General features: G+C 40.5%; 13 protein-coding genes. 8 read left to right on the top strand and 5 right to left on the bottom strand.

What is annotated here, in order from left to right:
- Positions 1–12: 12 nt before the first annotated feature.
- From CRJ00_RS08325 to CRJ00_RS08305, 5 genes are all read left to right on the top strand, one after another.
- Positions 13–1,410, top strand: a complete 1,398-nt coding sequence (locus tag CRJ00_RS08325) for a bifunctional UDP-3-O-[3-hydroxymyristoyl] N-acetylglucosamine deacetylase/3-hydroxyacyl-ACP dehydratase (protein WP_180268452.1) — start codon at positions 13–15, stop codon at positions 1,408–1,410.
- Between the two features lie 8 nt (positions 1,411–1,418).
- The gene (gene lpxA, locus CRJ00_RS08320) at positions 1,419–2,213 is read left to right on the top strand and encodes an acyl-ACP--UDP-N-acetylglucosamine O-acyltransferase (protein WP_099366412.1); all 795 of its coding nucleotides are present in this window, start codon (positions 1,419–1,421) and stop codon (positions 2,211–2,213) included.
- Between the two features lie 19 nt (positions 2,214–2,232).
- On the top strand, positions 2,233–2,853 hold the full coding sequence (locus tag CRJ00_RS08315; RefSeq protein ID WP_099366411.1) for an ABC transporter ATP-binding protein: 621 nt from the start codon (positions 2,233–2,235) through the stop codon (positions 2,851–2,853).
- 49 nt (positions 2,854–2,902) lie between these two features.
- Complete coding sequence (gene efp / locus CRJ00_RS08310; protein ID WP_099366410.1) at positions 2,903–3,463, top strand: elongation factor P; 561 nt, start codon at positions 2,903–2,905, stop codon at positions 3,461–3,463.
- Between the two features lie 71 nt (positions 3,464–3,534).
- Positions 3,535–4,107, top strand: coding sequence for a 5-formyltetrahydrofolate cyclo-ligase (locus tag CRJ00_RS08305; RefSeq protein ID WP_099366409.1), 573 nt, complete (start codon positions 3,535–3,537; stop codon positions 4,105–4,107).
- A 152-nt stretch (positions 4,108–4,259) separates the two neighbouring features.
- On the opposite strand, the gene CRJ00_RS08300 is transcribed toward CRJ00_RS08305, so the two are convergent.
- Positions 4,260–5,555 (bottom strand): HAD-IB family phosphatase, encoded by a 1,296-nt coding sequence (locus CRJ00_RS08300; protein ID WP_099366408.1) that lies wholly within the window; start codon positions 5,553–5,555, stop codon positions 4,260–4,262.
- Positions 5,556–5,579: 24 nt separating this feature from the next.
- Positions 5,580–6,545 carry an SDR family NAD(P)-dependent oxidoreductase gene (locus CRJ00_RS08295; protein WP_099366407.1) on the bottom strand — a complete coding sequence of 322 codons (966 nt, stop codon included), beginning with the start codon at positions 6,543–6,545 and terminating at the stop codon, positions 5,580–5,582.
- A 111-nt stretch (positions 6,546–6,656) separates the two neighbouring features.
- On the opposite strand from CRJ00_RS08295, the gene CRJ00_RS08290 reads away from it, so the two are divergent.
- On the top strand, positions 6,657–7,844 hold the full coding sequence (locus CRJ00_RS08290) for a formimidoylglutamase (protein WP_099366528.1): 1,188 nt from the start codon (positions 6,657–6,659) through the stop codon (positions 7,842–7,844).
- A 27-nt stretch (positions 7,845–7,871) separates the two neighbouring features.
- Entirely contained in the window at positions 7,872–9,191 is a 1,320-nt protein-coding gene (gene rmuC, locus CRJ00_RS08285; RefSeq protein WP_099366406.1) for a DNA recombination protein RmuC, read from the top strand.
- 127 nt (positions 9,192–9,318) lie between these two features.
- Here rmuC and ggt read toward each other — a convergent pair whose 3' ends face one another.
- Positions 9,319–11,013: a gamma-glutamyltransferase gene (gene ggt, locus CRJ00_RS08280; protein WP_099366405.1), complete on the bottom strand. Its 1,695-nt coding sequence runs from the start codon at positions 11,011–11,013 to the stop codon at positions 9,319–9,321.
- A 65-nt stretch (positions 11,014–11,078) separates the two neighbouring features.
- Here ggt and CRJ00_RS08275 point away from each other — a divergent pair, with 65 nt between their 5' ends.
- A complete protein-coding gene (locus tag CRJ00_RS08275) occupies positions 11,079–11,837 on the top strand; it encodes an endonuclease/exonuclease/phosphatase family protein (protein ID WP_099366404.1) in 759 nt (252 codons plus the stop codon).
- Between the two features lie 297 nt (positions 11,838–12,134).
- Here the strand turns inward: CRJ00_RS08275 and CRJ00_RS08270 are convergent, their stop codons facing one another.
- Entirely contained in the window at positions 12,135–12,467 is a 333-nt protein-coding gene (locus tag CRJ00_RS08270) for a nucleotide pyrophosphohydrolase (RefSeq protein WP_099366403.1), read from the bottom strand.
- A gap of 103 nt (positions 12,468–12,570) precedes the next feature.
- The gene (dtd, locus tag CRJ00_RS08265) at positions 12,571–13,029 is read right to left on the bottom strand and encodes a D-aminoacyl-tRNA deacylase (RefSeq protein WP_099366402.1); all 459 of its coding nucleotides are present in this window, start codon (positions 13,027–13,029) and stop codon (positions 12,571–12,573) included.
- Between the last annotated feature and the right edge of the window lie 165 nt (positions 13,030–13,194).

Raw genomic sequence — 13,194 nt, 5'->3', positions numbered from 1 at the left:
CGAATGTTAGATATGAATGTAAAACAAAGAACCATTAAATCTGATGTAAAATTTTCAGGAGTCGGCCTTCATACTGGTAAGCAGGTGAACGTCACGTTGAGACCCGCTCCAGAGAACCATTGGTACAAATTCAAACGTATAGATTTAGATGGTCAACCGATCGTTAGTGTAGATGCTGACAATGTTAGCAACACGGCTAGAGGTACTACCATAACCCAAAATGGCGCTTCTGTAAGTACAATTGAACATTTGATGGCTGCTTTGGTCGGTTTACAATTAGATAACGTTTTGATCGAGATTGATGCTCCTGAGGTTCCTATTCTTGATGGTAGCTCTGCTATATTTATCGACGGCATCCAAGAGGTTGGTTTCGTGGATCAAGATGCAGACCGTGATTTCTTTGAGGTAACAGATAACATTCATTATTCGGATGCAGATAATAAAGTGGAAATCGTGGCTATGCCGGTTGATGGGTACCGCATCACCTGTATGATCGATTTTAATTCGCCTGTATTGGGAAGCCAACATGCTTCAATCACCAATATCGATGAATTCAGCAAGGAAATTGCAAGTTCCCGCACATTCTGCTTCTTACATGAACTGGAAGCATTGGTAAGCCAGAACCTGATCAAAGGAGGCGATCTGTCAAATGCCATTGTTATTGTGGATAAGGAAGTGGATGAAAATGAATTGGATAAATTGCAAGGCTTATTCCACAAACGCGTGGAAGTAGCGCAAGAGGGGATTTTGAACAATATTTCCCTTCGCCATCAGAATGAGCCTGCAAGACATAAACTATTGGACATGATCGGTGATTTGGCCCTTGTAGGAAAACCTATTAAAGGCCATATCATGGCTGCCCGTCCGGGGCATGCGGCAAATGTGGCCTTTGCAAAACGCATTAAGGCACAGATCAAACGCGAAAAAAACAAAAAAGGAGCAAAAGTATATGACCTAAATGCTCCTCCAGTATACGACACTGTTCAGATCATGAACATATTGCCGCATCGTCAACCATTTTTGATGATTGACAAGATTTTGGAATTGTCGGAAACACATGTGGTAGGCCTAAAGAATGTGACCATGAATGAAGATCTTTTCATGGGCCATTTTCCAGGAGCACCCTTATTTCCAGGTGTACTTCAGATTGAGGCAATGGCACAAACAGGTGGAATACTTGTCTTAAATACTGTTCCTGACCCAGAGAACTGGTTGACCCTATTCTTGAAGATTGAAAACGCAAGGTTCAAAAATCAAGTTGTACCAGGTGATACCGTGATTTTCAGTTGTGAACTGTTGGAACCTATCCGTCGTGGAATTGCACGCATGAAAGGCGTAGGCATGGTGGGAGATAAAGTAGTGAGTGAGGCGGAGTTGATGGCTCAGATAGTCAAGGTCAAGGAAAATTAATAGAACGAATGATACAACCCTTATCATATATACATCCTGAGGCAAAAATAGCACAGAATGTTGTTGTAGAGCCCTTTACTACGATCCATAAGGATGTGGAAATTGGGGAAGGAACCTGGATTGGTTCCAATGTGACCATTATGAATGGTGCCAGGATTGGCAAGAACTGCCGGATCTTTCCTGGAGCAGTCATTTCGGGAGAACCTCAGGATCTGAAGTTCGAAGGCGAGGTCACGACTACGGAAATTGGTGATAATACGACCATCCGGGAATGTGTGACCATCAACCGTGGTACCAAAGACCGTTATAAAACGGTGATCGGTAAAAACTGCCTAATCCAAGCATATAGCCATATTGCACACGATTGCTTTATCGGAGATAATTGTATCTTTTCAAACTCAAGTACCTTGGCTGGACATATTACGGTAGGAGACTACGTGGTATTGGCTGGTATGGTGGCGGTTCATCAATTCTGTAAAATTGGATCCCATGCATTTGTTACCGGTGGTACACTGGTTAGAAAGGATGTTCCTCCTTATATCAAGGCGGCACGTGAACCTATTTCCTATGCAGGTATTAATTCCGTAGGATTGCGAAGGAGAGGTTTCAGTAATGAACAGATCAATGAGATCCAAAATATTTATCGCGTGTTGTTTGTTCAACATAGTAACCTAGGTAAAGCATTGGACATCGTTGAAGCAGAATTTGAGGCGACAGAATTAAGGGACGAGATTTTAGGTTTTGTTCGGGCTTCTAACCGAGGTGTAGTGAAAGGCTTTGGCCAAGGTAGAGCAAGTATATAAAATTTAATTCATTGGATATTTGAAGATAATTTTACAAGATATCGGAAGAAGGTATAATAGAGAATGGATATTTCGCCATCTCGATTATACCTTTTCTTTTGGGAACAGCTATGCCATCCTAGGGCCGAATGGATCCGGAAAATCTACGCTGCTGAAAGTACTTACTGGCTCCTTGACGCCAAGTGAAGGGACGATTCAATACGAGTGGAACAATAAGGCTACTGAAATAGAGCAATCCTATCAATATATCAGTGTAGCTGCACCCTATGTAGAATTGATAGAGGAGTTTAGCTTGAACGAATTGATCGATTTTCATTTTAAATTCAAAGCTTTCCGATCGGGTTACACCAAAGAATTGATCAAATCCAAACTACAATTTGCGGATACGGTTTTTCAAAAAGAAATCCGACATTTTTCATCAGGAATGAAGCAACGCGTTAAACTTGTTTTGGCCTGTTGCTCGGACAGTAAAATACTTTTTCTGGATGAACCCACCAGTAATCTGGATAAATCGGGTGAAAAATGGTATTTGGAACTGGTGGAAGACACCAAATCCGATAGGATTGTAATAATTGGGTCAAACCAAGAACATGAATATGGCTTTTGTAATGAATTTGTGGAAATTCTGAATTACAAATAGTCTTATAATCATTGTTTTTATTATTTTTGCAGGGAATAAGAAATAAAATATGTCAAAAGCTTCAGAGGTAAAAAGTGGAAATATTCTTCGCTTCAATGGTGAGTTAGTTGCCGTAGAAGAATATATTCACCGTACTCCAGGTAACTTACGTGCCTTCTACCAAGCTAGAATGCGTAATGTGAAGACTGGGAAATTAGTAGAATATAGATTTAGAACAGACGAAGAGGTTGAAATTGCTCGTGTAGAAACGAACGATTACAACTATTTATATGATGATGGCGAATTTTTCGTGGTTATGGACAACAGCACCTACGAACAATTCAATATTCCAAAACAGTTGTTTGGTGATTCCGCTCGCTTCTTGAAAGAGGGCATGAATGTGATTGTAGCTTTCGAGAGCGAAGAGCCGATCATGGGCCAGATTCCAGCAAGTGTGGAGTTAGAGATTACTTACACCGAGCCAGCTGTTAAAGGCGATACATCTACGAATGCATTGAAGAATGCTACAGTAGAGACCGGTGTTGAAATTAAAGTTCCTTTGTTCATCAATCAAGGTGACAAGGTACGTGTAGATACGCGTTCTGGTGATTACATCGAACGTGTAAAATAAAGACTTAGGTTTAGGTTGATTATTCGGTCTTGTTAGCCCCCAAAGCTTCAAGGCCGTTTTCATTTAGAGCGATGTTAAAAGCAGATCTTCGGAAGACATATAAAAACAGAAGGAATGAACTGAGTTTAGAAGAAGTTTTTTCCTTGGATGCTCAGCTTTTTGAACAGCTTATCCAGTATGATTGGTCCGGAATCAAATATTTACATTGTTATCTTTCCATTGAGAAGTTCAAGGAATACCATACCCTGCCATTTATCGAGTGGATCTGGGCTAACCATCCTGAAATTACGATAGTGGTTTCCAAATCAGATTTTCTGAGCAATGAGCTAAGGCATTTTACCTTCTATCGGGATACGCCGTTGGAATTGAATGCTTATGGGATCCCTGAGCCCGTAATATCCGAACAAATCGCGCCTTTTAAAATGGATGCGGTCCTTACACCTTTATTGGTCGTGGATAAAGAGGGAAATCGGGTGGGCTATGGAAAAGGTTTCTATGATCGGTTCTTTGCCTCCTGTAAGCCAGGTGTAAAAAAGCTCGGTGTTTCCTATTTTGAACCTGTCGAAAAGGTAAGTGATGTGAACGAATGGGATGTTCCCATGGATGTAGTTTTTACCCCTTTGGATACTTATTACCTAAAGTAACCGTTATAATAGGGAGCGGCCTGTAAAATATTTAAAGAAAGTGATGTCTAAAAAGCATAGAGAATCTATTTTCGTTATTTACTCCTTAACCTTTTCAGAAGCTCGATTTTCGTTGGCTTTTTAGACATAACCTTTCTTACTAGCTATTCCTTTTATTTATATAGAATCCTGAATTTGATGGTGTTATCAATCTGCTTTAATTGTTTCAGCATCTTTTTATCATATTCAGCATCGATATCGGTAACTGCATAGCCTATTTCCCCTCTTGTCATCAGGAATTGAGAAAAGATATTGATGTTGTTTTCCGCATACACATTATTGATCTGTGCCATAATTCCTGGTACATTTTTATGGATATGCAACAATCGATGGGCCCTGGTTAGGTTCGGTAGGATCAGATTGGGAAAATTACGACTCTGGTCCGTATCGCCATTATTGATGAAATCAGCCATCCGGCGCGGAATGAATTCCGCATTGCGTTTCTTATTCTTTTTATCATCAAATACCACAATGCCTTTTTCGTTGCAGATCGCTTTGGAAATATGCCCTTTGACATCACCTAAAAAGCCAATTGTTTTTAGCTTATCTGCCCTGGACAGTACATCTTCGGCTATTTTCATATCCTTGCCCAGTAAAAGCATCCCGACATCCTTCACGTATTTTTCTTCTAAGGTATCCTTAATGCGGATAGAAAATCCATCCCTTTTTAGGATATGGGCAGCAATTTCAGGAACATCACCCACGATAAGGCATAGGATGCGGTTTTTAGGATAGGAAATGGCCCTTGGTAGATCATTTACATAGAGGAATTCATCGAAACTCGGGGTGATATGATCCGCCCTATCGGTCACGGATTGACGTGCAATGTTTTCCGTGAAAGCGAAGAACTTCTCGATCAATCCCGATTCCTTCAATTGAAAATCAGAATAGCCATCCCCGATGCCAAAGATGCGGCCATCAATGTTCAACTGTTGCAGTAGTTTTACCTTTCCACCCTCATCTGATAATGGATTGTTCTCATCATAACCAATGATGTTGCCATCCTCATCGAATTTAAAGGTGTTTGCATAGATGTTTTCCTTGCGGATATGGTATTGGCTCACCACAGGTGTTATGAACTCTTTAAAGCCGCCCGAAACGATCCATGCGGTATCAGCATTTTCTTTGAAGAACTCCTTGTTACGGCTGAAAGATTTGGATACTTTCTTTTTTAAATGAGTGATGAGTTTGTCCAAATGGCTGCGATTGGCTTGGAGCAATTTTACCCGACCTGCAAGGCTCTCCCTAAAAGATATCTTACCATCCATGGCCAAATTGGTAAAGCGTTCAATTTCTTGATAGATTTTCTCCTGGTCGGGATGGTCCTCGAGTGAGATTCGTGCTAATTCGTCCAAAGCTTCGACCTGTGTAAATGTGGAGTCGAAGTCGATGATGTAATAATTTTTCACTGTATATGGTTTGTTTAGATTGTTTTAAGCATAATATGCCTGGCAAACTTCATCCACGATCTGATCGACGGATTTGAAGTTGACGCCTAAGGTGTTAATGATCTTCGTATTATCATAAGCTAATTTCTTGGTGGCAGCACGAGCAGTTTCTCGTGTCAATACCGGCTTTTTGCCCTGTAGCAATGCCAGCGCTTTGGATACACGCCATGCAACGGAAAGTAATGTCGGGGTGGCTTTGATGGTCGGAGCAGGTTTATTCATCCTGCTGCTGATTTTCTCCAACAATTCCCGATTACTGATGTTCTCCGCGTTGAGTATGAAGCGTTGACCAGAAATTTCGCTATTCATTAACATCATCATAATTTTCGCAACGTCTTGTACATCCACTACACCAATAGATCCCAAAGGATAGATCTTATTCCCTTTCTTTACAAGTTCAAAAATACTTTTGGACGCATTTTTATCAGTCCCAACACCCATGATCACCGAAGGATTGACAATGACGGCATCTAAGCCCTCCGCAATTCCTCGCCAAACTTCCATTTCACTTTCATATTTAGCAAGCGAATATTTGGACAGATTAGGGGAAAACTCCCATTTGTCGTTCTCTTTTACTGGGTGCCCCTGTTTATTGGTCCCTAATGCAGCAATCGAACTGACATGAACCAGTCGGATTTCGTGATGCAGACAAAGGTTGACGATGTGTTTGGTGCCTTCAATGTTCGTTTGGAACATTTTAGAGGCATCCGATTTGTGGTAGGAGATCACTGCAGCACAATGATAAACTTGGTTTACTTGGGAAACCAATTCTTCTAATGCATAATAATCTGTGATATCGGCATCCACCCATTGGATCAAGGAGGAAGATTTAAGCTGTTCAGGAATGTTGGAGGATTCACGTTTGGTAGCAATAATGCTTTGCCCATCATCAATGAGCCTTTGCAATAAAGTTGAACCTAAAAATCCTGTGCCTCCAGTTACTAAAATCACTTCCTAACTTATTGTTGAAAAATTATGTTAACCAAAAGTAAGCTAATAAATGCATATTTGCTAAATACAATAGGATATTCCCTAGAAAAAATCAGTATTTATAAGATCAATATGTCATTAGCAGATTTTTTATCACCCATTAAGCCAGAAAGCATTGGCGATCCAAGCCAATATTATAATTCACAATTTGGACATACCATCACAAAATATCTCGACAGTTTTCCTGATTTAGAAGAAGAGGAAAGCCGCCCACACATCGCTCTGATCGGTGTGGAAGAGGGCAGAGGTTCGGTAAACAACAATGGAACCCAAAAGGCTGCTGATGCGGTGAGAAAGCATTTCTACGAGCTCTATCAAGGTGATTATAAGATTAAGATTGCTGATCTTGGGAATGTGAAGGCAGGCTCGACCATCAAGGATACCTATGTGGCTGTGAGGTTGTTGTTGGAAGAACTGATGAAAATGGATATCCTACCTATCCTTATCGGTGGAGGGCAAGACTTGACCTATGCGCAGTATACGGCATATGAAAATTTAGAGCAACGTGTTGATGTGGGGATCATAGATTCCAAATTCGATCTGGATCAGGATAATCCGGACAATATGCCATTGAATTCCAATACCTATTTGAACCATATTATTCTGCATCAACCGGATTACCTGTTCAATCTGAGCAATATCGCCTATCAGACTTATTTGGTGAGCAAGGAGTCCATCAATATGTATGATAAATTGTTTTTCAATGCGATCCGTTTGGGTTCATTTTCAGGGAAATTGGATCAGGCAGAGCCCATTATCAGAGCAGCGGATATGATCAGTTTTGATATCGGAGCTATCCGTGCTTCCGAAGCTGGGGGGAATGCCAATGCTGGTCCTAATGGACTGTATGGGGATGAGGCTTGCCAATTGGCGAGGTATGCTGGGATGTCTGATAAATGTACTTCTTTCGGGATCTATGAGTATAATCCAACCTTCGATCCTATGGGGCAGACAGCCATGCTGATTGCACAGATGATCTGGTGTTTCGTAGATGGGTATTATAGCCGCAAGAAAGATGCGCCAATGTATCCAAAATCAAACTATATCATCTATCGCACGACCTTGGAGGCTGATGACTATGAATTGGTGTTTGTGAAGAGCAAGAAGTCGGATCGTTGGTGGATGCAGGTGCCTTATTTTGGTTCAAAATCAGTTAATGAACGGTTTTACCTGGTGCCTTGTAGGTATGAGGATTACCAGATGGCGGTTTCAGGGGAAATGCCTGATCTTTGGTGGAAAACCCATCAGAAGCTGCAATAATAAATCATAAGTTTAATTTATTCTTTCATGGAAATTCTTTATCCAATTGTCCTGATCATATTGGTGGTGATTTGTATTTGGCTTTTTGTCCGGAATTCAAAATCCATATCTTTTGAACAGCATGAAGATCTGAAAAAACAATTTCAGGAAATGCAGATTGCTCATGCCAAGTCAGGCGAGCGGGAGCTGTTGTTGAAGCAGGATTGGGAACGGGTTAATATTTCTTGGAAGGAGGAAATGGATGCGCGTCAAAGTGTTGAGCGTACGTTGGAAGCCACTAATGCTTATTTGCAGGCCCAACAGGATAAATTTGTGGAACAAAAGGAGGAGCTGGAAGCTATAAAATCCCAATTCAATAAAGAATTTCAGTTATTGGCAAACAGCATATTGGAAGAAAAGACCCAACGATTCACGCAACATAACCAAGAGCAGATGAATTTGTTGCTGAATCCGTTAAAGGAAAAGATAAAATCATTTGAGGAGCAGGTTGCCAAGAGCTATCAACAAGAATCTGCGGAGAGGCATGTGCTGAAAGGGGTTGTGGAGCAATTGATGCAGCAAAGTGTGCAGATTCGTGAGGAAGCCAACAATTTGGCCAAGGCATTGAAGGGGGATAATAAAAAGCAGGGCAATTGGGGGGAGATCATTTTAGAACGAGTTCTGGAACGTTCAGGTTTGATCAAGGATCAGGAGTATAAATTGCAGGCCTCTTTGCAGGAAATAGGGGGGAAGAGGTTACAACCTGATGCGATCATTTTCCTACCGGATGAGAAACATTTGGTAGTAGATGCTAAATTATCCATGGTGGCCTACGAGCGCGCGGTAAATGCAGATACGGAGGAGGATAGGATTATTGCTTTAAAACAGCATGTGTCATCCTTGGAAAACCATATCCGTGAATTGTCGGCTAAGGATTACCATAGTCTTTATGGAATTCATTCTCCGGACTTTGTGCTGATGTTTGTGCCGATAGAATCGTCGTTGAGCATGGCTGTGAATCAAAAACCCGAGCTTTTTTCAGATGCTTGGGATAGGAGGGTGGTTATTGTCAGTCCTTCTACGTTATTGGCTACGCTGAGAACGATCGCCAGTGTTTGGAAACAGGAAAGACAGAATAAAAATGTGCTGGAAATAGCGAAGGAGGCGGGATTGTTATATGATAAGTTTGTGGGTTTTTTGGATGATATGGAACAGATCCAAGGATATCTTCAAAAGGCCTCCAATAAGCATGAAGATGCCATGAAGAAATTGGCTGAAGGACCTGGAAATGTGGTTAGGAAGATTGAACAGCTAAAAAACCTTGGCGCTAAGACTAATAAGCAGATTGGCGGAAAGTATTTGGAGTGATTTCAATCTGGCATTGCGAGGCTTCACGTCATTGCGGCGCGTCACGTCATTGCGAGGAACGAAGCAATCTTACGACTAGTGTAAAGATTGCTTCGTCGTGCCTCCTAGCAATGACGCTTATAGAAACCTAATACCCTGCCGCTTTATCATCTCCACGTGGATCAGCACCTGTCTGTTTCTTGCCATTCGGTAAAATAACAATGTTCTCCACCCTTCCGATAGCACCCCTTTTATTTAGCTTATACCCATCCTTTGTCAAGCTAACCCTTGTTAATGAATCAATCGCTTTTGCTTCCACATCAATAACATCAGGTCTCCATTGATGATGAAATCTTGCTGCACTTACAGATTCCTGCGCCGTCATATCAAATTCCAGCACATTTAAAATAGTCTGAAAAACAGAGGTTATAATTGTCGATCCCCCAGGCGTACCAACAACCATCTTCAATTTTCCATTTTCCTCAATAATAGTTGGGGTCATGGCGCTTAACATCCTTTTTCCAGGCTCAATGGCGTTCGCTTTTCCTCCCAATAACCCATACATATTTGGCGATCCAGGTTTAACAGAAAAATCATCCATTTCATTGTTCAGCAGAAAACCTGCCCCAGCCACCCATACGCAAGATCCATAGGAGCCATTAATGGTGGTGGTTAAGGAGACTGCATTTCCGTCCTTGTCCACAATGCTATAATGCGTGGTTTCTTCGGATTCATATCCCGGAAATTTAGCCGCTTTGATCAAATCACTAGGCGTAGCTTTTGAAAGACTTACTTTCGCCATGCGATCTTGATTGAATTTTGCATCGTTCAAGAATTCTACCGGTACTTTATAAAAATCAGGATCTCCCAAATGTGTTGCCCTATCCGCATAAACTCTACGTTCCGCTTCTACCATAGCGCGCACCGTACTGTCGTGTTGGAAACCCCATTTTGACAGAGGATATTTCTCTACTGATTGCAGCAAGGCCATTAATGCCACACCACCAGAAGATGGCGGCGGCATGGATATCACCTTGTAGATTTTATAAGTCCCTACAATTGGATTACGCCAAATCGCTTGGTAATCGGCTAAATCTTGATGTGTGATGATGCCATTCCCACTCTTCATTTCCTCCACGATCAGATCTGCTGTTTTACCCTTATAAAACCCATCGCGTCCTTGTGCCGCAATTCGTTTTAATGTTTCCGCTAAATCTTGCTGTACAAAAAGATCGCCTGCTTTCCAAGATTGCTCTTTGATGATAGCAGCACCTTTTGGATTCAAACGAGTAAATCGTTCTTTATATCTATTGAATTCTCCTGCCTGTTGTTCGGTGATCTTGAAACCCTTTTCGGCAAGTTCTATCGCTGGTTGAATCAATTCTTGCCAAGACAAAGAACCATATTTTTTAAATGCTTCATCCATTCCTGCTACAGAACCCGGTACACCAGATGCTAGTTGCCCATATAAGCTCAAATCTGTTATTGGATTGCCTTCTTTGTCAAGGTACATGTCCCTGGATGCCGCAGCTGGCGCTTTTTCTCGGAAATCCAACGAAGAGACCGACCCATCTTTTCCCCGATAGACCATAAAACCTCCACCTCCTAAATTCCCTGCATTGGGGTAGACCACAGCTAAAGCAAACTTAACTGCAATGGCTGCATCCACCGCATTTCCTCCTTTTCTTAAAATATCCACACCGACTTGTGAAGCAATGGGGTTGGCAGTCACCACGGCCGCATTTGCGAATTCATTGACTTCAGAACCTGTTTGTTGATTGACAGAACAAGATCCTAGAAATAAAAATAAACAAAGGATATAGAGTAAATTCGGTTTTTTCATGAGGATAAAGATAATAAATTGGAATTATTAGGGAAATATAATTAACTTAATTCAAAAATTGTTTTATGCGCTATTTCATTCTTTTTTTATCGTTATGTTTCTCGATGGTATTGCAAGCCCAAACAGTTAGAATTCTAACCTATAATATCCATCATGCGAATCCACCTTCCAAACCGAATGTTATCGATATGGAAGCCATTGCTAAAGTGATCAATGAAGCAAAAGCTGATGTTGTAGGGATTCAGGAAGTGGATATCAACGTTTCTCGGTCCGAGATGATCAATCAGGCGGAGAAGTTGGCTGAAATGACGGGAATGGAATACTTTTTTTCTAAGGGTATCAATTTGGAAATGGGATATTACGGTGTTTTGATTTTATCTAAACATAAGATCATTGGAAAAAGAAGGTATGATCTTCCAATGCCCGTAGCAAGTGAAAACCGATCATTAGCGATTGTAGATGTACAGCTTCCTGATGGTAAGACCATTTCTTTGGCGAATACCCATCTGGATTTAAAAGAGGAAAACAGAATTGCGCAAGCAGCATTCATCAATGAATTAGGCGAACTGTACAGTAAACCATTGATTTTGGTAGGAGATCTGAATGCGAGACCCGATTCCAAACCTATTAAGATCTTGGAAGAATATTTTGTGCGCAATACCAGCACGAATAAACCTACCATTCCAGTGATTAATCCTAAAAGTGAAATCGATTATATCATGGTCTTAAAGAACCGTGAATTTGAGTGGAAGAGCTATACTACCATCAATGAAACGTATGCTTCTGATCACTTACCTTTGGTAGCTGAAATCACTTTCAAATAGTTTAATCTTTATAAAAAAAGGCATCTTCTAAACCTATATATTCCATTTTCTGTACCCAGTATCCATATTGTATATTCAAAATATGTTTGAATTAGGGTTAAAATCGTGGTTTAAGTAGGGTTAAAGCGGGGTTAAAGTATAGAAAAAGTATGTAAAGCATAGATTTTACATACTTTTAGTATACTTTCAGTATGGTTTATCTTCGAAGCTAACCTATGATTCAATTTTAATGACGGGGTTCTTTTTTAAGAGACCTTTTTAGACAGCCCCTTTTCATGAGGAATAAATGCCATGGAGCTATCCTCCTTTTAGCTTTTCATTGTTTTTATGCCTTTCGCTATCACGAAGGGTCTTCTTTTGGAGGTTTTTTTCCAAAGCTTCAGTCAAATTAATTCCAGTCTGATTTGCCAAACAGATCAAGACAAACATCACATCTGCCATTTCATCGGCTAAATTGACTTCCTCATCTGATTTCTTAAAGGATTGCTCACCATATTTTCTGGCCATTATCCTAGCTACTTCCCCAACTTCTTCCATCAAAATAGCAGTGTTGGTTAATTCATTGAAATAACGGATGCCAGTGATTCTGATCCATTGATCTACTGTTTTTTGAGCTTCTTCTATGGTCATAAAAATCAATTAGAAATTAGTATAGCAAAATTAGAAATTAGTATATCAAAATTAGATATTTGGTTGAAAAGAAGATTGCGATTCAAATTGGAGATCTCAGGCCTTAAAAATTGTCCTTATCCTTCGTATTCATGATAATAGTTACTGGACCATCATTCCGAAGGTCTATTTTCATATCCCCTCCAAACACACCCATCTGCACCTCTTTCCCTAAAAGCTGACTCAACAATTTTCCCATCTCCTCATACATCGGTTTTGCCTTGTCGGGTTTCCCAGCACGAATAAACGAAGGCCTATTTCCCTTTTTGGTCTGTGCAAATAGCGTAAATTGAGAAATCAATAATATATTCCCTTGCACATCCTGAACAGACTTATTCATCAAGCCATTCTCATCCGAAAATATTCTAAGATTAACCAATTTCTGCGCCAACCATTGCATGTCCTCATGGCTATCCTCTTCTTCCACACCCAACAAAACCAAAAGACCCAGATCAATTCTGCCTGTTATAATATTATCTACTGTGCAGGACGCTTGCGTTACACGCTGAATTACACACCTCATATTAGTATTTAGTATAAAGTATTTAGTATTTAGACCTATGGTCTGCTATTAGTCTACCAATTCCATGGTTTGTAAATATAGGTCTAAATACGAAATACTAACTACTAAATACTCAAAACAAGAGCTAAATACTCAACCCAAGGTCTAAGTACTAAATACTAACTA

Origin of the sequence: Sphingobacterium sp. 1.A.4 (assembly GCF_002734245.1) — a bacterium.
GTDB lineage: Bacteria > Bacteroidota > Bacteroidia > Sphingobacteriales > Sphingobacteriaceae > Sphingobacterium > Sphingobacterium tenebrionis.
Note: the sequence above shows the minus strand (reverse complement) of the source record. Positions and strands in the feature narration are given on the sequence as shown.